The following is a 22,596-nucleotide window of genomic DNA, read 5'->3' on the forward strand; positions in this document are numbered from 1 at the left end:
GACTACTGGTCGAGCAGGCCGAGCGCCTCGAAGGCGCGCTCGCTGATCTCTTCCGGACTGCCGGTGACGTCGACCGCGACGCCCGCCTCGTCCGCGCCGAGCGGCTGCAGCGTGGCGAACTGCGAGTCGAGCAGGGCCGTCGGCATGAAGTGGCCCTGGCGGTGGGACATCCGGTCCTCGATGAGGGCCCGGTCACCGGTGAGGTGGACGAAGACGACGCCGGGGGCGGCGGCCCGCAGCCGGTCGCGATAGCTGCGCTTCAGCGCCGAGCTGCTGACCACACCGCCGAGTCCGGCCCTGCCGTGGGCCCAGGCGCCGATGGCATCGAGCCACGGCCAGCGGTCGTCGTCGGTCAGCGGGGTCCCGGCCGACATCTTGGCGATGTTCGCCGGGGGGTGGAAGTCGTCGCCCTCGGCGTAGGGAACGCCGAGCTGTGCCGCGAGCAGGGGACCGATCGTCGTCTTGCCGGTTCCTGCCACGCCCATGACCACGACGACGTGGGGGGTGCTCATCGCTGTCCTGCCTCGCTGTCTTCTTCGACATCGGTCCGAAACGAGCCATCGGGCCGGAACGAGCCACGGGACGGGGGAGACCCGTGGCTCGTTCACGTCACTGAAACCCATTAGGTCCGACAAATTCAAGAGGCTGTGACACAAAAGTCTGACTTTTTGTTCCCGCGGGTCCCCACATACCCTGACGACATGACCGATCAGGCCCGTGGGCTGCACGCTCGCGTACTGGAAAGCCTCGGGCCCGCCATCACCGGCGGCGAGTACCCGCCGGGCAGCGTGTTGCGCACGGACGAGCTGGCCCAGCGCTTCGAGGTGTCACGCTCCGTCGTGCGCGAGGCGGTGCGCGTCCTGGAGTCGATGCACCTGGTCGAGTCCCGGCGCCGGGTCGGCGTGACGGTGCGGCCCACCGCGGAGTGGAACGTCTACGACCCCCAGGTCATCCGGTGGCGTCTGGCGGGCGCCGACCGGCCCCGCCAGCTGCGCTCCCTCACGGTCCTGCGCTCCGCGATCGAACCGGCCGCGGCCGGGCTCGCCGCCCAGCACGCGACCCCCGAGCAGTGCGCGGCCCTCACCGAATGCGCCCTCGGCATGGTCGCCACCTCGCGGGGCCAGCAGCTGGAGGGCTACCTCTTCCACGACATCAACTTCCACCGCATCGTCCTGAACGCGTCGGGCAACGAGATGTTCGCCCGGCTCGGCGATGTCGTCGCGGAAGTCCTCGCGGGCCGTACCCACCACCAGGTCATGTTCGAGGACCCGGACCCGGCGGCCGTCACCCTGCATGTCAGGCTCGCGGAGGCGGTGCGCGAGGGCGACGCGACGCGTGCGGAGGAGCTCACGCGGGAGATCGCGGTGGGGGCGCTGCACGAGCTGGACATCCTTGCCCCGTAGCGTCGGGGACAATGGTCCGCATGTCCCGACGTGCCGCCAGTCTCCAGTCCTCCTGCCCCTGCGGGCACCCCGTCCCCTACGAGAAGTGCTGCGGGCGGCTGCACCGGGGTGAGGCCGTGGCCGCCGTGCCCGAGGAGCTGATGCGTTCCCGCTACTGCGCCTTCGCCGTCCAGGACGAGACGTACCTCCTGCGCACCTGGCATCCGCGCACCAGGCCACCGCGCGTGGAGTTCGACCCCGGCCTGCGCTGGGTCGGCCTGGAGATCCTGGACACGGCGGACGGCACCGCGTTCCACACCACCGGCACGGTCGAGTTCCGGGCCCGCTACACCGACGGGGGCCGCAAGGAGGCCCTGCACGAGCGCAGCCGCTTCGAGCGGCTCGACGGGGCCTGGGTGTACGTCGACGGTGCCTTCATCGACTAGCCACGGGCCCGCCCGCTAGCGGATGTCCCCGTACTCGCTCATGACACCCGGCGGGGCCAGCGCGTTCACGTAGTGCCCGGGGCCGTGGTCCTCGAAGGAGTACGTGAACGGGACGTTGCGCGTGAGCGCGAGCCGGGCCGCGAAGAACGCGAGGGGCGCCACCACCGCGAGCCCCGCCAGGCTGTCCATCTGCGGGTAGTGCGGCGCCGGATCGCGCACCTCGACCCAGCCGGCCTCCCGGCCGCGGCCCCGCGCCAGGTCCGTCACGGCACGCCCCACCGCCCTCGCCCGGCGCCCGGCCGTGGCACGCAGCCGCCCCGCGAGCAGATCGCCCGGCAGGGACAGCGCCTCGATCGTCGCGTCGGCCACGAGCGACAGGCCGCCGTCGACCACACCCCGCTGCCGCCGGTAGTGGAACTCGCGGCCGAAGGGCGCGTAAGGACCGACGGGGCGCGGCGGCAGCGCGGGCACGACATCACGGTCGAAGATGTAGCGGATCAGCCGGTCGCGCAGCACGTGCTCGCCCCGCCCGTCACGGACCCGGTGGCAGGCCGCGGCGAGGTCTGGCCCGCCGAGCATGGGCTGGCCGAAGGTGTAGACGGCCCTCAGCCGCTCCGCGACCGCGGCGTACCGCGGCTCGTGCGTCAGGACGACACCCATCAGCGCCGCCATCGCACCGCCGAGGCTGTGCCCGGTGATGTAGAGCGCCTGCATGCCGTCGCCCACCGTGCCCTGTTCGTCCGGGTTGACCGACTCGCCGCGCAGGGCCCGCTCCAGGGCCTGCATGACCAGGTAACGGGAGGCCCGCATGTTGCGGTAGAAGCCCGCGTGGACGTCGTAGCGCTGGTCGCCCAGGTCCACGTGGAGCATCTCGGGGCGTACGTCGGCGTCGGTGAGGATGCTGATGATGTCCTCGGGCTGCGTGCCCCGGTAACAGAGGATCACCACCCGGCGGTCCTTGTCCTGCAGCAGATACGCCGCCGACGCGATGTACATCGCGCCCACCCGCTGCTCGAAGACCCGGCAGCGGTTCTCCTCGAGGCCGAGGCGCGCCATGATCATGGCCAGCGTCTCCGGATCGGCTGCCTCGGGGGTACCGGCGTACGCGTACGCCGCGCAGGTCGCCAGGGCATGCGGGAGGACACCGTCCGGATCGGGCTGCGCCTTGCTCGCCGACAGCAGCTCCACGAGGTCCGGATAGACCGGGAAACCCGGGCCGGGGCCGGGGTCCGCGGTCGCCTTGTACGGGTGGCGCAGCTCGGTGAAGGACGGCGCCTTGGCGTGCTGGTCCCGCATGGCTTCCCCCCGCGACGAGCCGTGGCGGCAACGGAGTTGCGAGCACACCACCGGCCCGATCGCGCAGTCAACTCAACGGGGCCGTACCCCCGCCCACCCGTCATGGACCGGCCATCGGCGCGCCCCGCTCCTGGGGTTGCTGTGAGAGGAGTCCCCAGAGGGGCATCCGGACGATCATCCGCGCCGTGCCGCACGGCCACCTCGGGCCGCCCGACGGGCCCAAATGCCGTTGCCCGCCCGCCTGTTCGACGACCACGCGACGCCCCGCACATAGGCGGGAACCCGCGCTGTGGCCGTAGCACGCCGCCAGTAGCGTCCTAGGCCCTGTCGGCAGACTCCCGCCTGCCCCGCGGCGTACGGCAAGTCTGGCAACAGGGCCTGGCCCCCCGTCCCGTATGCCTGCGTGCGAAGGAAGCGCCTGATGGCCGACACCGGACAGTACGAGCAGACCTACGAGCGATACGTGGGCGGCAGCCCAGAGGCGGAGCACCGCCTCTTCGAGCGCCTGGCCCGCGAGATCATGAAGGTCCAGGCGAAGAGCCGGCGCACCAGCGGTGCCGGTTCCCTCGCGCGCACCCAGCACGCGAAGCCCGCGCTCGGCGTGGAGAACGCCCGCCTCACCTTCCACGAAGACCTCCCCGACGCCCTGCGCGGCGGCTTCGCCCAGCCGGGCGCCGACTACGCGGCGACCGTGCGGCTCTCCAACGCCAGTGGCACCCGGCAGCCCGACGCGGTGGCCGATCTGCGCGGCGTGGCCGTACGCGTGACCGTGTCGGCCGAGGAGAGCCACGACCTGCTGGCCACCAACTTCCCGGTGTCGCACGCCCGCGACGCCCGCGAGTTCGTGGCCTTCGCCAAGGCCATGGCGGGCGCGAACAGCACGCTGCAGAAGGCCTTCGGCCTGTTCGTGAAGCTCCCGCTCGCCGTCGGCTTCTCCACCGCGACCCGGATGCGGCGCAACATCCAGGAGGCCACCCGGCACAAGGTCAACAGCCTCGCCAAAGAGACGTACTGGAGCCGCGGCGCCATCCTCTGGGGTGACGCCGGCCCCGTCCGCTACCTCCTGCGTCCCGTCCTCGGCAGCGCCCCCGACCCCAAGCCCGAGCGCCGCGACCCGGGCTTCCTGCACCGTGAACTCGCGCACCGCCTCGTCACATCGGACGTCGTCTTCGACCTGTGCGTCCAGCGGTACGTGGACGAGGAGCGCACGCCCATCGAGGACGGCTCCGTCGAGTGGAAGGACGACGTCGCGCCCCCGGTGCCCGTCGCACGCCTCACCGTGCCACGCCAGGACCTGGCCTCCGCCGACGCGCAGGCGGCGGCGGGCCGGGTCGAGGAACTCGCCTTCAACCCCTGGTACACCACCGACGAGTTCCGCCCCCTCGGCAACCTCAACCGCGCCCGCAAGGCCGCGTACGAAGCGAGCGTGGCCCACCGCCAGGGCCTGCGGTTCAGCACGGACGAGCCGCTGCGCAACACGCTGCTCGGCATCCCGGTCGGCCGGTTCTTCGGGGCGCTCAACCGCTATGTGCCCTGGCACAGGCTCCCGTTGGAGGCGAGCCTGCTGAACCTGGTCTTCCTGCGCAAGGCGCTCCGGCGCCTCAACCTCATCGACACCGACGTCCACGAGGCGCCGCCGAAGGCCGTCCGGGTGCCGCCGCCGGTCGACGAACGGCTGCGCACGGCCCGTTCGTACGACGGGACGTACAACGACCTCTCCGCGCCCAAGATGGGATCCGTGGGCGCGGCCTTCGGACGCAACCTGAAGCCCGACTTCCGGCCCGACCTCTTCGACACCCCGAATCCGGTCACCGTCAGCCGCACGCTCCTGCAGCGCGACACCTTCGTGCCCGCGACCTCGCTCAACATCCTGGCCGCCGCCTGGATCCAGTTCCAGGTGCACGACTGGGTCAACCACGGCCGCTACCCGACCGGCACCAAGTCGGTCGAGGTCCCGATGCCACCCGGCAGCACCTGGCACAACACCCCCGGCGGGCCACCGGAGAACGTCATGCGCTTCGCCGAGAACGAGGGCATCCAGCTCCCCGGCGACCAGCCTCCGATCCTCTTCGCCAACACGGCGTCCCACTGGTGGGACGGTTCCGAGGTGTACGGCGCGGACGAGCAGACCGCGAGGTTCCTGCGCGAGGCGGACGGCAGCGCCAACCTCCGCCTGGAGGACGGCCACCTGCCCGTCGGCCAGAACGGCATCCCGCTCACCGGCTTCAACGAGAGCTGGTGGCTCGGCCTCAGCGCCATGCACACGCTCTTCGCCCGCGAGCACAACGCGGTCTGCACCGCCCTGCGCCGCGAGTACCCGGCGATGAGCGAGGACAGCGTTTACCACACGGCACGCCTTGTCGTCTCCGCCCTCATCGCCAAGATCCACACGGTGGAGTGGACCCCGGCGATCCTCGCCACCGAGGCCATCGACCTCGGCCTGCACACCAACTGGGAGGGCCCGCCGGACAACTGGCTCAACAAGCTCGGCCTGTGGCTCCTGGAGTCCCACTCGCTGACCGGCATCCCCAAGACCCTGCCGGACCACCACGCGACGCCGTACTCCCTCACCGAGGACTTCGTCACCGTCTACCGCATGCACCCGCTGATCCCCGACGACTACGTGATGCGCGAGCACCACTTCGGGCAGCGCCTGGAGAGCCTGACCTTCCAGGACATCCAGGGCGGCGCGGCGGAGGCAGCCATCCGCAAGACGGGCCTGGCCGACACCCTGTACTCGCTGGGCATCGCCCACCCCGGCGCGATCACCCTGAACAACTTCCCGCGCGCTCTGCAGCGCTTCGAGCGCGACGGCGAGATCATCGACCTGTCGGTCGTCGACCTGGTCCGCACCCGCAGGCGGGGCGTGCCGCGCTACAACGACTTCCGCGCGGGCCTGCACAAGCCGCGCATCCGCCGCTTCGAGGAGCTGAGCCAGGACCCGGAGACCGTCGCGCGCCTCAAGGACGTCTACAGCTCGGTCGACGAGATCGACACCGTGGTCGGCCTGTTCGCCGAGAATCCGCCGACCGGCTTCGGCTTCAGCGACACGGCCTTCCGCATCTTCATCCTGATGGCCACCCGCCGACTGCAGAGCGACCGCTTCCTGACCGTCGACTACCGCCCCGAGATCTACACGCCCCTCGGCATCGAATGGGTCGAGAAGAGCGGCATGAAGTCCGTGATCCAGCGCCACGCACCGGACCTCGCGAGTCTGCTGCCCCGCGACGCGAGCGCGTTCGCCCCGTGGCGGCAGGTCAAGCCGGTGCGGGACGGAGGCAGCGATGTCAACGGGTGAGACCGGGCCCGACAGCCGGGCGAACGGCCACCACCCCGGGCTCGCCGACCTCTTCGTACGTCCCCTGCTGGAGACGGTCTGGCGCCGCCGCACCCACCGGGTGAGCCGCGGCGCCACCGTCCCCGCGGGATCGATGAGTTACGTCTCCAAGGACGCCCCGCAGCCGCTGACCGATCTTGAGGAAGCGGTCCTGATCGCCCTCACCGGCTGTACGGGGCTGACCATGCCCGACCGCCCCTTCGAGGACCCGCGCAACGGTAAACCGATCATGGCGAAGCCGAACCTGACCATGGCGGGGCGCACCGCGGGCAGCCCCGACAACGCGCAGGGCACGCACTTCTTCCTGATCAACGACACGGGCACGTACTACCTGAGGAAACTGCCGCCGGCGCCGGAGGAACCCTTTGACGACGCGACCCTGACCGCCCGCGCACGCGAGGCCAAGGTCAAGGTCCTCGACCACCGCCTCGACGTGGCGGAGGGCCTGCGGGACTTCCCGGCCTACCTGGACTCGAACCGCTTCCTGTCGAACCTGCCGGGCACGACGGTCCTCTTCCCGGTGGTCGACCTGTCCCATCAGTACATCAACGCCCTGATGTACCTGCTCACACAGCCGGACGGGGCGCGGCCCACGCTGGTGGACGACCGGAACTTCTACCGGCCCGCGGGCGTACAGAAGTGGATCAAGAACGGCTTCCTGAACGAGAAACTGAAGCTGCCGCTGGGCGCCCTCGGCCCGCTCCGCACCCAGATCGAGGCCGACCTGCTGCTGCAGAACCTGATGCTGGTGGCGGAGGCGATGGGCCTCGGCGCCTGGATCCACGCGTCGATCAACCCCCAGATCGCCCTGGGCGACCCGAAGTTCTCCCGCGCCTACGGCAGGATGCTCGGCTTCACCTTCGTCACCCCGCGCTGGCGCCCGGCCGACATCTGGCGCTGGCACATCCCGCTCCCCAAGTACGCGAACGTGCGCTCGCACCCGGTGGGCCTGAAGGGGCCGGGCGGCGAGCAGCTGATCTCCGCGATGTGCCCGCCTGCCTTCGCGTCGATGTCCGACGCGGTGGACGCGGTGATCCGCGAGAAGTTCGGCCCCGGGGGCGTCTACGGCGACAAGGACGTCTTCAGCCGCATCTACCGTGAGGACTACGGCCAGCGCTATCTCGCCGAGGCGAGCGAGTACGAGGAGCGGGTGATCGAGTGCGCCCGCGACATCTGCACGTACATCCTGCGCACCCACCGCCGTTTCCCCGCGCACACGGACGCGATCCACGTCCCCGGGGTCTGGCTGCAGGCCCACCACGTGGAGAACGAGTACTACGACAAGTACTTCACGCAGGGCCTCACCCCGGCACACCGCCGCCACGGCGGCCTGTGGGACGGAGCCCTTGATCCGCGGGATTGATCAGTGCTCGTTCGGCGGTACGTCCGGCTGGTTTGGTGGGGATTGCGGGTATTCGATCTGGCATGCCCTCAGCTCCCGATACGCCGCCGGATGACGGACGCCGATCACCGCGCTTCCGCCGTCGCCTGTTGACGTCCTCGTCGTTCGCCGGGCTTGCCTGGAACCGGGGGCGGGAGATGGAGCTGATGCACCGTGCCATGGGCTTCGCGGCGCTGAGCTTTCTGACCCTCGTGCCGCTGCTCGTCGTGGTCGCCGCGGCCGACCTCGCGAGGGGAGAGGGCTTCGCCCGGTGGCTGGTGCAGGGTCTTGGGGTGTCCGAGGTGCCGGAGGAGGAGATCGAGCAGCTCTTCGGCGTACCGGGGCGGGCGTTGCAGCGGACCACGGCACTCGGCCTCGCCGCGCTTGCCGCGTTCGGCGTGACCTTCGGATCCGCCGTACAGACCGGCTACGAACGTGCGTGGGACCTGCCGTCGGCGCGCTGGCACACCATGTGGCGGCATGTCGTCTGGCTGGCCGTGCTGGTCGTCTTCTTGCTGCTCTTCGTCACCCTGCCCGCGCCGGAGGAGTCGTCCGCCGCCGAGACCGCTCTCGTCACCGTGGGCGACACCATCGGCGTGTTCCTCTTCTTCTGGTGGTCACAGCGACTGCTCCTCTGCGGCCGGGTCCGCTGGCGGGCCTTGGCCCCCGGGGCCGCCTTGACCGCGTTCGGGCTGCTCGGGCTGCGCGTCTTCTCGCAGTTCGTCTTCTCTCCGCTGATCGCGTCGAACGCGGTGACGTACGGCCCGTTCGGCACCGTGCTGATCCTGCAGTCCTGGCTGGTGGGCGTGGGTTTCGTCGTGTACGGCGGGGCCTTGGTGGGCCGCCTCGTCCATGAGCGGCGGCTACGTCGCGTGCTGCCGTCCGACGGAGAGGACTGACGGCCTGCCGCCGGAGTGCCGGAGCGCGGTGGCCACGCGGACCAGATGGGCTCGTTCCTCTGCCGGTGGGACCGAGGGCAGCGGAGCCGTGGGGGTGTCCGGCCGGGGTGGGACACCCTGCTGTTTGCGCGTGATGGCATCGATGAGCGTGGCGGCCGCACATGCGGCGGTGAGGTCGGGCGCGGGAGTGGTGGAGGGGGCTGACCGCCGGACACCGTCCGCGGGCTCGGGTCGCATCCAGGGGTGCAGGGCGTGGATGGCGTCGGAGATCTCCATGATGCGGCGGGGCAGATACCACGTCGTGACGTTCAGGGCGAGCTTCTCCGTGAGGGGGCCCGGCGGGGCGAGCGCCAGGCGTGGATCGCCGGCCAGCACCGTCAGCTCCCACAAGGGGTGGAGGGTGCGGAAGTCACGCCGCTCCTCGATCCAGGCGTCAAGGGCGGGTGCCAGGTATCCGTACTGCACGAGGAGGGTGCCCGCGCCGCTCAGGAGGGGCACACCGAGGTGGAGTACGTCGATGTGATGCGCGCCGAAGGAACTGGCCGTCAGCGGCGGAAGTTTGAGCGCGAACGACGTACCCAGGAGGAGCGCCCCGATCTGCACCGAGCGCAACCCGCGGCTGATCGAAGGGTGTTCGGTCTGGTGGGCCAGCCGCATCTTGCCGCACTGGTGGGCCGTGGCGAGCAGGGGAGCGGCGATGGCCACCCAGGTGGTGGCGAAGAAGTAGACCACCAGAGGGTGGGTGTCGACGGTGATGCGCCCGGCCCCCAGGTCCTGCGGGTAGCGGAAGGCGGCCAGGAAGTAGAGCGTGGTCATGGCGATGCCGAGCGGCGGATACAGCGTGGCCGGGCGGAGCAGGGGGCGCGGCCCCGGAGCGCGGACGCCGCCTTGGTCCTGACTCCAAAGCCGCACCAGCACATGGGAGTTGATGGCGAAGCCGAAGAGGCACAGGTAGATCAGCAGGGTGCTGAAGGTGGGGATGCCGGAAACGGCCCCGAGCCAGCGGTAGAGGGCCGGATACATGAGCAGAAAGGAACCGGCTGCCAGCAGGGTGCCCCAGGCGAGGATGCTCAGAGAGCGGGCGGAGTTGTTGCGCAGTGCGAGCATCTTGCTGGCGGCCGTCATGACCGACAGACCGCTGAGGAAGAAGTAGAGGGTGACGTAGACGGTGTTGAGGGCCGTCATCAGACACCGGTTCTGCGATGCGCCAAAGAGGCCGCGAGCTGGGCGTTGCCGATCTGATCCGCCCGCAGGTCCAGCATGGTGACCAACTGGGTGGCCACCACTTCCGCCTCCCGCTCCTGCGGAGAGCCGTAGTGGGAGCGCCCCATCAGGACCCCGTGGACGACGTCCGGATGAATGCCGGGCAGCAGGGTGCGCACGGTGGCCTTGTCGAACAGGGCGCCCTGGGCGGGAGTGTGCCCGCGCCACAGGTGCACGAGCTCATGGCACGCCGTGAGGATCCTGTTCAGGGGTGAGGCACTGTCACCGATGACGATGACATCGCGGTGGGCCAACTGCGCGCAGAAGCCGGTGAGTCCGGACGGGAGCCGACGGTGGTGGACCTCGACCGGCCTGCCACGTGCTCGCGCCACGGACTCGACGACATCCTTTAGCACGGGCAATTCCGGAAGATCGAGTTCCCGTATGAGCCTGATCGCGCGCCGTCGTTCACGGCCGATTCGCATGGTGCCCCCGTAGTGTTTCGACGCCTGCGGTCTGGTCAGGACCACGTGCGAGTGATCCTATGACCACCTGACCGTTCTCGGACACGGTGGCGCATTTTCCTGGTCGCTCAACCTGTTTGCCAGTGTGATGCGGGAGGTGCGGGCGCCCGTGCGCTCCGTCCTCGCCGCACCGACCAAGTCCTGCTGCTCCCACGCGAGTTATTTATGCGGGGGAGGCTTGGAAACGTTGTCGTGCGCGCCCGGGTCCGCGAGCAGGCTCTCGATCACGGCCGCGACCTCCGACGCCTGCCCCGGGGGGAGGCCGGCCATGCGGAACGCGATCTGCGCGGCGGCGGGGTTGTGAGAGATGCGGCGATAGGCGGCCAGGGCCTTGAGGGTGTCCTCCAGCTCGATGGCGACCGGTTCGCTGCTGTCGTAGGTGAGGGCCTCTCGGCGGACACCGAAATGGTGCGCGAGGGAGCCGAGGTCATCCGTCAGGAGGGCGTCGATGCCCACGCGGAGAAAGGCGGCCAGCGGCGCCAGCTTCGACAGGGTGGGCTGACTGTGCCCTTCGAGCAGCTTGTCGAGATACGTCGAGGACATACCCGACGCCCTGGCCGCCGCCCGCAGCGAGTAGCGCCGCCCGCGCTCGTCCACGCGCTGTGCCAGCAGGTGGTTGAGGCGGTCGGTGAAGCGTGCGGAGATGTGTTCCTGCGGAGGGTCGCGGTGCAGGGGTTCGAGCGGTCGACCGCGGCGAAGGCCGACGATCCGGCCCACTGTCACGCCCGTGGCCTCGGAGACCTCCTCGTTCGTCCACGGGCGGCCCAGCCGGGCGGGTACGACGTTCTGGAACAGCTGCTCCAGACGCTCCGCCACGCGCTGAGCCAGCTCGTCACCACTATCACTCACGGCCAAGCTCCTTGTCTGCCCAGGGCGTAGAGGGCCTGGGGAGTCTAGAGGGTCCTCGAAAGCTGCACATGGCGCTCAGTCAAATGGGAAGAACTGCCGGTTTCCGGGCGGGACTTCGAGAGCTTCATGAGGGTGCCATTAATAGTTGACACTTGTGCGGGTGGCCAGTGAGGATTCGGTGCGAACGGCTGATCGGGCGGATGTACCTCCAGCACGGCATGTTCAGGGGGATTCTCATGTGTACTTACAGGCTTCGTGTGCCGAGAGGTGCGCATCTCGTGCCGCCTGACACCGTCAACGGCTTGGCGGCCGCCCGTTGTTCTCCCCCCGCGCGGAAGTCTCTTTGAGCCGGCGCCGCACCTGCCGGCCGCACCGGCCGCGCTCGGGTGGGCCGTGCGTCGCGATGCCGTCCCACGGTCGCCCCGTGTGTGCGAGCCATTGATCACGTCGGCTCCGGCCGGCGTCCCCACGGTGGCCGCATCCTCGGTGGCCGCACCCTCTCCACGGCGCGCTCCTGACCGGGCGGTACGCGAACCCCCGACACCCCACCGCCCGGCAAGGGAAGACCTGTTCCGGTCTCGCGGCTGAGCCGATCGGTCATCGGAGAACCGGCTGACAGTGCTGCGCCCCCACGCGGCGCAATGTACCTGCGTAATGCACCTATTTTGTGAGGCTTGACTTGCCCCCCACGTCCGAGTCCGGTCCGTACCCCTCCTTCACACTCGCCCCGTTCTCCCACCGGGACGTGCGCCGGCCTCCGCTGGAGCCGACGCAGTTGAACGCCACACGCCAGGATGCCGAGCGCTTCGAGAGACACACCCGACAGGGCCTCGTCGTCTGCCTGACCGCACCCCTCCTGGTCTTCGTCGTGCTTGCGGAGATGCCCGAGCCGCACCCCGTACTCGGGTTCGTGACCGCCCTGTACGCCCTCCACCTGGGAGCCTTGCTGCGTCCGGTGTGCACCGGGTGCCGCTACGCCTTCCCGCCGTCGGCCCTGCTCGGCCCCACCTTCGCGTGGCCGGCTTGTCTCTGGCTTCTCCCCTATGCCGGTGCCTTCACGCGGGCGGAGATCGTCCCGCTCTCCGCAGTGGCCGTCGTGCCCGCGGCCGTCGCCGCGGCCGAGTTGTCACCGCGCGTCCAACTGGCCACCGGTGCCACGTGCGTTGTGCTGTCCGCCGCCGTCAGCCCGGACCCGGCGACCTCGGCACTGATCGCCGGGGGGATCTGTCTGACCGTCATCATCGCCGTCCGCAGCCTGATGCGACCCGTCACCGTCATCTCCCGGCTGGAGGCGGCCGCGGACGTGGCCGCCCTGCACGCGGTGGCCGAGGAACGGCTGCGGATGTCGCACGATCTGCACGACACGCTCGGCCGGCATCTGGCCATCATCGCCCTCAAGTCCGAGCTCGTCGCCCGCACCGGGAAGTTGCAGGAGATGGAGGAGGTGCAGGTGCTGGCGAGGGCGTCACAGAGTGAGCTGCGCGCGGTGGTCAACGCCGTACGCGCCGCGTCGCTCGACGAGGAGCTGGAAGGCGCGCGCTCGCTGCTCCAGGCCTTCGGCATCCGGTGCGACGTGATCGACGAAGGGTGTGGCCCGAGCTTGCCCCGCGAGGCGCGCGAAGTCCTCGGTTGGGCCGTGCGGGAAGCGGCCACGAACGTCATCTGGCACGCGTCCGAGGCCACCGCCTGCACGTTCACGCTGGCCCTGTCCGGCGCGGGGGAGGAGAGGGCGTGCGTCCTGCGGGTGGTGAACGACGGTGTGCGTGACCTGCGGGACCAGAGGACGGCACCCGGCACGGGCATGAACGGATTGAAGCGGCGCGTCGCACCGCTGGGCGGAAGCCTGGAGCACGGACCCGGACCTCATGGCACCTACCGCCTCGCGGTCACCGTCCCCCTCGCGCGAGAGGTGTGAGGGATGCGCGTCCGAGTCCTGCTGGCCGACGACGAGAAGATGATCCTGGGGGCGCTCTCCGCGCTGTTGGCGGCAGAGGAAGACCTCGAAGTGATCGGTGAGGCGGCCGGCGGTGTGGAAGCGGCCGAGATGGCGAAGAAGCTCGTTCCGGACGTCTGCGTACTGGACCTGAGCATGCCCGACAAGGGGGGAATCAGCGTCATCCGGGAACTCCGGTATGCCCGGCCCTCCATACGGTGCGTCGTGGTCACCTCTCATACGGCGCCCGGATATCTGGCGTCGGCCCTGTCGGCGGGAGCCTGGGGCTTCGTGCCGAAGACGACGTCGGCGAAGGAGCTGGCCGTCATCATCAGGTCGGTCCATCGCGGCACCCGCTACGTCGATCCGGAGATGGCCGCGAAGGCGATGTCGGCGGGCGGATCCCCGCTGACCCGGCGTGAGACGGACATCCTGGCGCTGTCGGCGGACGGGGCGCCCATAGACACGGTGGCACGGCGCGCGGTCCTGTCCCCCGGAACCGTACGCAACTACCTCTCGAAGATCGCCGGGAAGCTGCAGGCGGCGAACCGGCACGAGGCCGCCCATGTCGCCCGTCGGAAGGGGTGGATCTGACCGACGGACCTGTGCCGTTGCTTGCGCAGATCACGTCTCACCTGCGTGTGGCGTCAGTCACATTCTCTGGGCCCGCGAGGTGAGCGGGTCCGCTTCCCGCGGCGAACGTGCAGGTCAGGACGGCAACTGCGGCACGGGGCACGGTGACATTCGTCACGCCGGAGCCGTGCCACATGTCAGGCATCCAGCGAGGCATGCTCCGTTTGCCCCTGTGATCTGCGCCATGACGAAGGCCCCCGAGTGCTGGTTGTATCCCTTGCGGGTGGCCGGCGGAGACCCCTCCGTGGGACCAGCAGGAGGGAGCGTCGGATGCCGGACGCGGTGATCGTCGGTACGGGGCCCAATGGGCTCGCCGCAGCTGTGACGCTCCTGCGGGCGGGCCTGGGCGTCGACTTGTACGAGGCGCACGACACGCTCGGTGGCGGTCTGCGCACCGAGTCGCTCTTCGACTCCGACGTCGTGCACGACATCTGCGCCGCCGTGCACCCCATGGCAGCCGCGTCCAGGTTCTTCCGGGAGTTCGACCTGCCCGCGCGCGGCGTCGACCTGCTCCAGCCCGAAATCCCCTACGCCCACCCGCTTCTCGGGCAGGACACGGTCCTCGCCCACCGCGACCTGGCCGAGACGAGCGCCGGACTCGGCGCGGACGGCGAACGCTGGCGCCGGCTCATGGCACCGCTCGCCGCACACAGCCAGGGAGTCGTCGACCTGATCCTCTCCGGCCAGCGCGGCATCCCCGGCGACCTGGCGGCGCCGCTGCTCCTGGCGCCCCGAGTCCTCGCCCATGCCACCAGGATGCCCTTCCGTACGGAGCGGGCCGGAGCCCTGCTCACGGGGGTCGCCGCACACGCTGTCGGCAAGCTCCCCTCGCTGGCCGCCGGGGCCGTCGCCCTGCTCCTGGGACACCTGGCACACAGCACGGGATGGCCGCTGCCCCGGGGCGGCAGCGCGCGCATCGCCGACGCCCTCGCCGCGGACATCACCGCGCACGGGGGCCGCATCCACACCGGGCAGCCCGTCAAGGACCTCGGCGAACTCGGTGACGTACCCCTGGTGTTGCTCGACACCAGCCCCAAAGGGCTCGTCCAGCTCGCGGGCGACCGACTGCCCGCTCGCTACCGACGGTCCCTGGAACGCTTCCGGTACGGGCCCGGGGCGTCCAAGGTCGACTTCCTGGTGTCCGGGCCCATCCCGTGGGCCGACCCCGCAACCGGCCGGGCCGGCACCGTCCATCTCGGCGGCACCCGTGCCGACATGTTCCGTACGGAGTCGGCGGCCGTACGCGGCACTCAGGACCCCGAGCCGTTCGTGCTCCTGGTCGACCCCGCGGCGACCGACCCCGGCCGGGCCGTCGGCGGCAGGCGGCCGGTCTGGGCCTACGCCCACGTTCCGAACGGCGACCGGCGGGACCCCGTCGAACTCGTCCGTCGCCGCATCGAGCAGTACGCGCCCGGGTTCGGTGACACCGTCGTCGCCGCCCGCGGTGTGAGCGCCGCCGACTACGAGACGTACAACCCCAACTACGTCGGCGGCGACATCGGCGCCGGGGCCATGACCCTGCGTCAGTCGCTGCTGCGGCCCGCCGTGCAATGGGACCCGTACAGGACCCCGCTGCCCGGCCTGTACCTGTGCTCGGCCTCCACCCCACCGGGACCCAGCGTGCACGGGATGTCCGGCCATCTGGCCGCGCTCTCCGCGCTGCGCAACGAATACGGCGTCCGAACTCCACCGTCACTGCGCCCGCGGCCTGGTCAGCGCGAAAAGCATGACTAATGTCATCACCAATGTCATGCAAAGGCTTGAAAAGTTTTGTGGATCTCATAAAGTGGTGACCGTAACGGGGAGTTGATCGATCGTTGGTGAGCGGGTGCCGAGCGCCACTGATTTCTTGGCGATATTCCATGCGGAATCTTATGTGCTGATTCATTCCGGACTGCATCCCAATTCGTTCCACGGGTGCATTCCGTCGGAATTTCTCAGCATGCAATCGGCGACGATTAAAACACCCCGATGCCTCGGTTCACATCAACAGGAGGAATGGATCATGGGCAAGATCGCCGCCTTTATGAACGAGCAGGAGCTCGGCTCCCTCGAAGAGGGTCTGATGAGCGCCGACGGCACCCCCGTCATGGCCACCCCGGCCGTGGCCGTGCCGGTCACCGCCAAGATCACGGCCGGCATCGTCGCCTTCACCGTCCCGGTGGGCGCGTACGTCGCCGGTCGTGTCGTCAACTAAAGGCCGCCAGGCCCTTCCGAGCATCTTCGAAAAGGAGATCAGAATGACTCACATCATCGACAGCGTGCGCTCGATAACGGAGCCCACCCTGACCGAGGATGAGCAGGACCGTGTCACTCGCACCATGCCGGTCGCCTTCACCCCGGCCGTTCTCGTCACCTGCCCGTACGCGGGCGGCGGACTCGCGGCCGGCGCGACCATCGTCGGCGCCTACGAGCTCGGCCGTGCCGCCGGCGCCGGCGGCAAGTAGCGAACACCGTCAGCAGCCCTTGACATGAGTGTGGGCTTCTGAAGCCGCTCGGAGTGACGTCTGCGAGCACCAGGCGAGTTGTCGGGCCGCGCCGCAATCGCGGCCCGACAACTTTCAGATATTAGCTCACCCATGGTTCAGTCGTGAGGAACATCTTGTGAGACGAATGAAGAAGCTTGTCTCGTCGCTTTTCTCTCCGGTGCCAATATCGCGGGACCGTGCCCTGGGTATATCTGAGCGACTCTCCGCGCTCACCACGCTCTCCTCCTCCCTCGAATATCTGCACCAGCACAAGCAGCTGGACCCCGGTGGGCTGAACGACTGGGAAATCATGAAGGAGGCTCCGGAGACCAAGAACCTGGCGATTCGTAAACTCACCGAGGCCGTCAGCGGCAAAAAGGTGACGGTGGCGATACACGTCGCGCGAGCCGCCGTGAGTGCCGGGCTCCTTCTTCCGGGAAACAGCCGATGGCGCGGGGCCGGAAATCTTTTCCTCACCGCCTCCACCTCTGTCCTGCAGACACGCCACCGCTACGGCACGGACGGTTCGGACCAGGTGGCGAACCTGGTGCAGACCGCCAACGGCCTCGCCCGCCTCTCGAAGAGCCCCCAGACCAAGGACGCGTTCCTCTGGTACGTGGCGATGCAGGCGAGCCTGTCCTACGCCGCCTCCGGCTGGGTCAAGCTCATCGGCGAGAAGTGGCGTGACGGCTCGGCACTGCCGGGAGTGATGCGCACCCGCACCTATGGGTTCGAGAGCGCCTACCGCCTCACCCAGCGCTACCCGCGGACCGCGAAGTACCTCCAGCACAGCGTGCTCGCGATGGAATGCCTCTTCCCGGTCGTGTACCTGGCCGGCGGCAGGCTGACCCGCCCGATGCTCGCGGCAGCGGGAAGTTTCCACGTGGCCAACGGATTCGTCATGGGACTCGGGCGCTTCATGACGGCCTTCCCTGCCATGCACCCCATGGTCGCCTACACCACGGCCCCCAAGACGCACCCGCTGGTGGCGGGCCGCGACGACCGCGCGGTGAAGGCCGCGGGGCTGCTGCTCGCCGGAGGCATCGCCGTCGGCGCCGCGGTCGCCGCCCAGCGCCGTGCCGTGGTCCTCGAAGGCTGGCCCACGTCAAGGAAGTTCGTCACCCGCCACGGCAACGAGCTCATGTACGAGACGGGCGGCCGGGACGACGAGACGGATTCCCCGGTGCTCGTCTTCTGCGCGGGACTCACCTCCACGTCCGAGCACTTCGCCTGGATCACCGAGCGGTTCGTGAACGACTCGGACAACGCGGTCGTCGCCTACGCACGCGCCGGATACGCGGGCAGCCTCCGCCGGACCAGCGAGCCCTTCGTCCTGGACGAGTCGGTCGACGACCTCGAGGACCTGATCCGCGCCACCGTGCCCGCCCACCGCAAGGCGGTCCTCGTCGGCCACTCCCTGGGCGGAGAGCTGATCCGCCGGGTCTCGGCCCGTATCCCGGACCGGGTCGCAGGGCTCGTCTACCTCGACCCGTCACACCCCGCCGAACTGCAGCGCTCCGAGCGCCAGAGCGACGGCGCGAAGGACCTCAACGACAACATCACGCACGCGGCCCGCTACCTCTCCCTGGGCACCGGCATCCTCATGAGCCGCCCCGCATGGCTCGACAGGCTCCCGGCGAACTATCGGGACAAGGTCTTCGCCCAGTACACCGACGCCCGCCTCTGGAAGGCCGGCAGGCGTGAATGGGCGGCGGTCGAGAAGGACTTCAGGTCCTTCGACGGCGACCTGCCGCAGGTGGCGGCACCCGCGCTGATCATCGCCGCCCAGCAGACCGTGGACCAGGACCCCGAGCAGCTCCTGATGTACAACGAACTCGTCCGGGTACACCAGGGCGGCGAAGTGAAGATCGTCGACGGAGCCGACCACGACTCCCTGCTGACCAACGCGCTGTACGCCCACAAGACGGTGCAGCACATGACCGACTTCCTGCAGCACGGTGCGGGCGACGCGCACAGCGAGTCCGCCGTCGACGAACAAGGAGCACAGAGGTGAAGCCGACAGCCCTGCTCAAGGACACGTTCACCGGTCCCGGCTCCATGGCGCGCGTCGTGGGCGCGGGGATGCTCGTGGCGACCGTCGCCGCGCAGCACCCGCACCCGGCGTTCGACCGGGTCCGCTCCAAGGACCTCTTCTCCTTCATCCCGAACTGGAAGTTCTTCGCCCCCAACCCGGCGACGCACGACTTCCACTACGTCTACCGCACCCTCGACCACACGGGCGGCACGTCGGAGTGGAGCGAGATCGACATGATCGAACCCCGCAGGATGTACCAGGCGTTCTGGTTCGCCACCCGCCGCCCGGAGAAGTCGGTGTTCGACCTGTGCACCGCCATCCTCCAGCAGGCCACCAAGGCCGGCGCGACGGAGGTGCAGAAGACCTCCTCCTACCGGGTCCTCGCCGAGTTCATCCGCAAGACGATCCGCGAACAGCAGGGTGAGGCGAACGTCAAGGGTTTCCAGTTCGCCGTCGTACGAGCCGCGGGGCACGACACCAGCGAGGAGCCCGAACCGCTGTTCATCTCCCCGTACACCCCGATGCGCAGGGTCGGTCCGCACCTCGCCGCGGCCTGAGCAGCACCGAGAACCACCGCCACACCGAGTACCAGTGTTGGAGAACGCGCCATGACCACCGCCCCGATCCCCGCCGACGACTTCGTCGGCTACCTCCGCACCTACACCGCCGACGCATTCGCCTCCGAGCAGAGCCTCGAGGACGTCTGGGACCGCTACCACGTCCCGGACGCCGTGCACGTGGTCAACCGCAAGCAGCGCGACCGCGACGGCGCGCTGAAGAACCTCGCGCAGTGGCGGGCGGACCAGACTCCGTACGAGCTGTGGATCCACGAGGCGGTGGTGGACGGCACCCGTGCCGCCGCCCGCTACACCATCAGCAAGCCCCTGGTGATGCAGGTGCGGCACAACACCGAAGCGGTGATCTTCGCCGACCTCGCGGAGGACGGACGCGTCGCGTCCACCGTCACCACCGCGCGTTCGACCTACGGCTGGGGCAGCTCCGACACCGCGACCTGGGACAGCGACGCGGCGTCCGCCGGCGCGCTGAGCAGTGCGCCGACGGACCCCGCGGCCTACCTCACGACCTTCGCGGAGCTGGCCAACGACCCGGGCGTGCCCCTCGAAGAGGCCTACGACCGGTTCCACACCCCGGACTCCGTCCAGTACATCAACGGCACGTCGATGCAGCGCCCCGCGGCCCTGCAGTCCCTCGCCGCGGCCCGCGACAAGGGCCCCGACTACACCCTGGACGTCCACACGGCGCTCACCCAGGGCAACCGCTTCGCCGCCCGCTACTCCATGGTGCCCTCGCGGGACGGGCGCAAGGCAGGCGAGATGGAGGTCTTCACCTTCGGCGAGTTCGCCGACGACGGACGCGTCCGCCTCCTCCGCTCCGTGATGCAGACCCGGAGCGGCTACTGGCCCACCTGAGCCGCGCCACCGCCCCCGGACACCGCCCATGGGAAGTGAAGCCCCGTCATGACCAGCACAGTTGCAGACATCGGCTACGGCGCGCAGTTCGCGAAGTGGTACGACCGGATCTTTCCCAAAGGGGCCGACGCGCAGACCACCGCGGACGCCCTGGTCCGACTCCACCCCGACCCCGAGGCCGGAACCATCGAGTTCGGTGTCGGCACCGGACGCATCGCGATTCCGCTGTCCCACAAGACCGGACAGGTGACGGGGGTCGACTCGTCCCCGGAGATGCTCGCCCAACTCGCCGACGCCCCGGGAAGCGAACACGTCGTCCCCGTGCACGCGGACATCCGTACGTACACCGACACCCGTACCTACGGCCTGGTGTACGTGGTGTGCGGAACGCTGTCGATGCTGCTCAGCCCCGAGGACCAGCAGGAGACGGTGCGCCGCGCCGCCGAACTGCTGCGCCCCGGCGGCCGGTTGGTGGTGGAGACCGGCAACCGCCCCGCGGTGGAGGCGCTCCACGAGGGCCAACTGCGCACCACCCTCTTCACGCCCTACCCGGAGCCGGGGACGGGACTGCAGACCCACTCCACGCTCACCGCCGAGCTCTGGCAGTGCTCCCACATCTGGTACGAGTCCGACGGCAGCACCCGTGTCGGCAGCGAACTCGCGCGCCTCACGACCCCCGACGAGGTCGACGGCTACGCCACGGCGGCCGGTCTCACCCCCGAGGGCCGCTACGCCGACTGGAATCTCTCTCCCTGCACCGAGCAGTACCCGATGTTCCTGACCACGTACACGAAGAGCGCCTGAGCCACCGCCGGTGCCGCGAGCAGCACAAGGGAGGAACCATGATGACAACAAGCCGTGCGGTGTGGTTCGCGGTCACGTTCGCCTTCGCCGCGCCGGGCATGTCCGCGATGTTCCGGGAGAACGGACGGCTCACCGGACGGGCGACGGCCCTCGGCATCGTCTTCGCCACGAGCATCGCGGTGATCATGGCCATCTCCTTCGGCCGGGACGCGTCGTGAACTTCTCCGCGATCGTCCGGCGCCACCGGGTGCTCCTCGCCGTCGGCATCATCCTCGGTCTCGGCGGCACCGCCGCGACCCTCGTACAGCCGCTCCTCATCGGCGACCTGATCGAGGCCGTCTCCCTGGACAAGTCCACGACCTGGCCGATCCTGTCCATCGCCGGCCTGTTCGTCGCCGACGCCGCGCTCGCCGCCACGCACTTCTATCTGATCGGCAGGGCGGGCGAGAACATCGTCCTGGACATGCGCTCCACCCTGACCGGGCGATTGCTGCACGCGCGGATACGGGCCTTCAACAAGCTCGAGCACGGTGACGTGTTCACCCGCACCGTCTCCGACACCTCGCTCGCCAGGATCGCCCTGTCCTCGTCCGTCGCCCAGATGATCACAGCCGGATTCACCACGGTCGGCTGCATCGCCGTCATGGCCTGGATCGACTGGCGGCTGCTCCTGGTCACCGCCGCCTGCCTCGGAGCCGCGTCCACGCTCGCGCTGTTCCTGGCCAGGGCGGTCCGCAGGGCGGCGGTCCAGAACCGCGAGGACACCAGCGACTACGGGTCCGGACTCCTGCGGGTCCTCGGTGCGCTCACCACGGTCAAGGCCTCCGGCGCCGAGGAGCGTGAAGCGGACCGGATCGAGGCGCTCGCCGACGCCGCACGCGGCAGCGGAATCCGGGTGACCCGGCTGTCGGCGATGCTGATGCCCGCGATGAACGTGGGCACACAGGTGTCCCTCGCGGTGGTGATCACCTGGGGTATGGCCCGCACCACCACCGGAGCACTCCCGGCCGCGGACCTCACCTCCTTCATCATGTACCTCTTCTATCTCGTCTCACCGCTGGTGACGCTCTTCATGTCGCTGGGGGAGTTCCAGCAGGGCCGGGCCGCCATCGACCGCGTCAACGACCTCGCCACCATCGAGCAGGAGACCGGCGAGGCACCGACGGGACCAGTGGCGACGCGGAACCGGGACAAGTCCGGGACCACCGCCGCCATCGAGTTCCAGAACGTCACCTTCAGCTACTCCGACACCGCGCCCCGAGCCCTCGACGACGTCTCGTTCACGCTCCCCGCCACCGGCATCACCGCGATCGTCGGACCGTCCGGCGCGGGCAAGTCCACGCTGTTCCAGTTGATCGAACGCTTCTATGACCCCGACAAGGGGACGGTCCGGATCGCGGGCGAGGACGCCTCCCTCCTGCCGTTGCGCGAACTCCGCTCCCGCATCGGCCTGGTCGAGCAGGACTCACCGCTCATGCGGGGCACGGTCCGCGAGAACCTCGTCTACGCCCGGCCCGACGCCACAGCGGAGGAGATCGCGCGGGCCGTGCGGGCGGCCCACCTCACCGACGTCGTCGCCGCCCTGCCGGACGGCCTCGACACCCACCTCGGGGAAGGCGGCGCGGGGCTCTCCGGCGGTCAGCGCCAACGTCTGGCCATCGCACGGGCGTTGCTGACCCGCCCCGCGGTCCTGCTGCTCGACGAGGCCACGTCGAACCTCGACTCGGATTCCGAGGGGGCGTTGCGCTCCGCCCTCACCACCATCGGAGCCCACTGCCAGGTGCTCACGATCGCCCACCGCCTCTCCACCACGGCAGGCGCCGACGAGATACTCGTCATCGAGCAGGGCCGGCTGCGGGCCCGCGGCAGCCACCCGCAACTGATGGCGCAGGACGCCACCTACCGGCGGCTGGCCGAGCGGCAGTTGGCCCCCGTCGGAGCCTCGTAGAAAACCGGGCCCGCCGGAACGCGTCATG

Annotated in this window: 21 protein-coding genes; 16 read left to right on the forward strand and 5 right to left on the reverse strand. The window is 69.7% G+C overall.

Annotation, left to right across the window (positions count from 1 at the left end; genetic code table 11):
• Positions 1-2: 2 nt before the first annotated feature.
• Complete coding sequence (locus tag ACWD02_RS22860; RefSeq protein ID WP_451213800.1) at positions 3-512, reverse strand: gluconokinase; 510 nt, start codon at positions 510-512, stop codon at positions 3-5.
• Between the two features lie 189 nt (positions 513-701).
• On the opposite strand from ACWD02_RS22860, the gene ACWD02_RS22865 reads away from it, so the two are divergent.
• Together ACWD02_RS22865 and ACWD02_RS22870 are read left to right on the forward strand one after the other, a co-directional pair.
• Positions 702-1,403 carry a FadR/GntR family transcriptional regulator gene (locus ACWD02_RS22865; RefSeq protein ID WP_451213803.1) on the forward strand — a complete coding sequence of 234 codons (702 nt, stop codon included), beginning with the start codon at positions 702-704 and terminating at the stop codon, positions 1,401-1,403.
• A gap of 20 nt (positions 1,404-1,423) precedes the next feature.
• Positions 1,424-1,828, forward strand: coding sequence for a YchJ family protein (locus tag ACWD02_RS22870; protein ID WP_451213806.1), 405 nt, complete (start codon positions 1,424-1,426; stop codon positions 1,826-1,828).
• A 15-nt stretch (positions 1,829-1,843) separates the two neighbouring features.
• Here the strand turns inward: ACWD02_RS22870 and ACWD02_RS22875 are convergent, their stop codons facing one another.
• Positions 1,844-3,124, reverse strand: coding sequence for a lipase family protein (locus ACWD02_RS22875; protein ID WP_451213809.1), 1,281 nt, complete (start codon positions 3,122-3,124; stop codon positions 1,844-1,846).
• A gap of 421 nt (positions 3,125-3,545) precedes the next feature.
• Here ACWD02_RS22875 and ACWD02_RS22880 point away from each other — a divergent pair, with 421 nt between their 5' ends.
• The 3 genes from ACWD02_RS22880 (at position 3,546) to ACWD02_RS22890 (ending at position 8,741) form a co-directional block, all read left to right on the forward strand.
• Positions 3,546-6,422, forward strand: a complete 2,877-nt coding sequence (locus ACWD02_RS22880) for a peroxidase family protein (RefSeq protein ID WP_451213812.1) — start codon at positions 3,546-3,548, stop codon at positions 6,420-6,422.
• On the forward strand, positions 6,409-7,824 hold the full coding sequence (locus ACWD02_RS22885; RefSeq protein ID WP_451213815.1) for a hypothetical protein: 1,416 nt from the start codon (positions 6,409-6,411) through the stop codon (positions 7,822-7,824). The genes ACWD02_RS22880 and ACWD02_RS22885 overlap by 14 nt, the downstream gene beginning before the upstream one ends.
• 62 nt (positions 7,825-7,886) lie before the next feature.
• Complete coding sequence (locus ACWD02_RS22890; RefSeq protein WP_451213818.1) at positions 7,887-8,741, forward strand: YhjD/YihY/BrkB family envelope integrity protein; 855 nt, start codon at positions 7,887-7,889, stop codon at positions 8,739-8,741.
• Here the strand turns inward: ACWD02_RS22890 and ACWD02_RS22895 are convergent.
• The 3 genes from ACWD02_RS22895 to ACWD02_RS22905 all read right to left on the reverse strand — a co-directional run bounded on the left by ACWD02_RS22895 (position 8,706) and on the right by ACWD02_RS22905 (position 11,317).
• Positions 8,706-9,926 carry an MAB_1171c family putative transporter gene (locus tag ACWD02_RS22895; protein ID WP_451213821.1) on the reverse strand — a complete coding sequence of 407 codons (1,221 nt, stop codon included), beginning with the start codon at positions 9,924-9,926 and terminating at the stop codon, positions 8,706-8,708. The genes ACWD02_RS22890 and ACWD02_RS22895 overlap by 36 nt on opposite strands.
• Positions 9,926-10,336: a hypothetical protein gene (locus ACWD02_RS22900; protein WP_451213824.1), complete on the reverse strand. Its 411-nt coding sequence runs from the start codon at positions 10,334-10,336 to the stop codon at positions 9,926-9,928. Before ACWD02_RS22900 ends, ACWD02_RS22895 begins: the two co-directional genes overlap by 1 nt.
• A 291-nt stretch (positions 10,337-10,627) precedes the next feature.
• A complete protein-coding gene (locus tag ACWD02_RS22905) occupies positions 10,628-11,317 on the reverse strand; it encodes a helix-turn-helix domain-containing protein (RefSeq protein ID WP_451213827.1) in 690 nt (229 codons plus the stop codon).
• 775 nt (positions 11,318-12,092) lie between these two features.
• Here ACWD02_RS22905 and ACWD02_RS22910 point away from each other — a divergent pair.
• The 11 genes from ACWD02_RS22910 to ACWD02_RS22960 all read left to right on the forward strand — a co-directional run bounded on the left by ACWD02_RS22910 (position 12,093) and on the right by ACWD02_RS22960 (position 22,568).
• Positions 12,093-13,232, forward strand: a complete 1,140-nt coding sequence (locus ACWD02_RS22910; RefSeq protein WP_451213830.1) for a sensor histidine kinase — start codon at positions 12,093-12,095, stop codon at positions 13,230-13,232.
• Between the two features lie 3 nt (positions 13,233-13,235).
• Positions 13,236-13,844 (forward strand): response regulator, encoded by a 609-nt coding sequence (locus ACWD02_RS22915; RefSeq protein WP_451213833.1) that lies wholly within the window; start codon positions 13,236-13,238, stop codon positions 13,842-13,844.
• Positions 13,845-14,153: 309 nt separating this feature from the next.
• On the forward strand, positions 14,154-15,617 hold the full coding sequence (locus ACWD02_RS22920; protein WP_451213835.1) for a phytoene desaturase family protein: 1,464 nt from the start codon (positions 14,154-14,156) through the stop codon (positions 15,615-15,617).
• A gap of 271 nt (positions 15,618-15,888) precedes the next feature.
• Positions 15,889-16,080: a hypothetical protein gene (locus ACWD02_RS22925; RefSeq protein ID WP_451213838.1), complete on the forward strand. Its 192-nt coding sequence runs from the start codon at positions 15,889-15,891 to the stop codon at positions 16,078-16,080.
• A 43-nt stretch (positions 16,081-16,123) separates the two neighbouring features.
• Positions 16,124-16,330 (forward strand): hypothetical protein, encoded by a 207-nt coding sequence (locus tag ACWD02_RS22930; RefSeq protein ID WP_451213841.1) that lies wholly within the window; start codon positions 16,124-16,126, stop codon positions 16,328-16,330.
• 199 nt (positions 16,331-16,529) lie between these two features.
• Positions 16,530-18,365 (forward strand): alpha/beta fold hydrolase, encoded by a 1,836-nt coding sequence (locus ACWD02_RS22935; protein ID WP_451213844.1) that lies wholly within the window; start codon positions 16,530-16,532, stop codon positions 18,363-18,365.
• The gene (locus tag ACWD02_RS22940) at positions 18,362-18,943 is read left to right on the forward strand and encodes a hypothetical protein (RefSeq protein ID WP_451213847.1); all 582 of its coding nucleotides are present in this window, start codon (positions 18,362-18,364) and stop codon (positions 18,941-18,943) included. Before ACWD02_RS22935 ends, ACWD02_RS22940 begins: the two co-directional genes overlap by 4 nt.
• A 51-nt stretch (positions 18,944-18,994) precedes the next feature.
• On the forward strand, positions 18,995-19,816 hold the full coding sequence (locus ACWD02_RS22945; RefSeq protein WP_451213849.1) for a nuclear transport factor 2 family protein: 822 nt from the start codon (positions 18,995-18,997) through the stop codon (positions 19,814-19,816).
• A 48-nt stretch (positions 19,817-19,864) separates the two neighbouring features.
• Positions 19,865-20,620, forward strand: coding sequence for a class I SAM-dependent DNA methyltransferase (locus ACWD02_RS22950; RefSeq protein ID WP_451213852.1), 756 nt, complete (start codon positions 19,865-19,867; stop codon positions 20,618-20,620).
• A 38-nt stretch (positions 20,621-20,658) separates the two neighbouring features.
• Positions 20,659-20,838, forward strand: a complete 180-nt coding sequence (locus ACWD02_RS22955; protein WP_451213855.1) for a hypothetical protein — start codon at positions 20,659-20,661, stop codon at positions 20,836-20,838.
• Positions 20,835-22,568, forward strand: a complete 1,734-nt coding sequence (locus tag ACWD02_RS22960; RefSeq protein WP_451213858.1) for an ABC transporter ATP-binding protein — start codon at positions 20,835-20,837, stop codon at positions 22,566-22,568. The genes ACWD02_RS22955 and ACWD02_RS22960 overlap by 4 nt, the downstream gene beginning before the upstream one ends.
• Positions 22,569-22,596 lie beyond the last annotated feature (28 nt).

It is taken from the genome of Streptomyces sp. NPDC002853 (assembly GCF_053591915.1).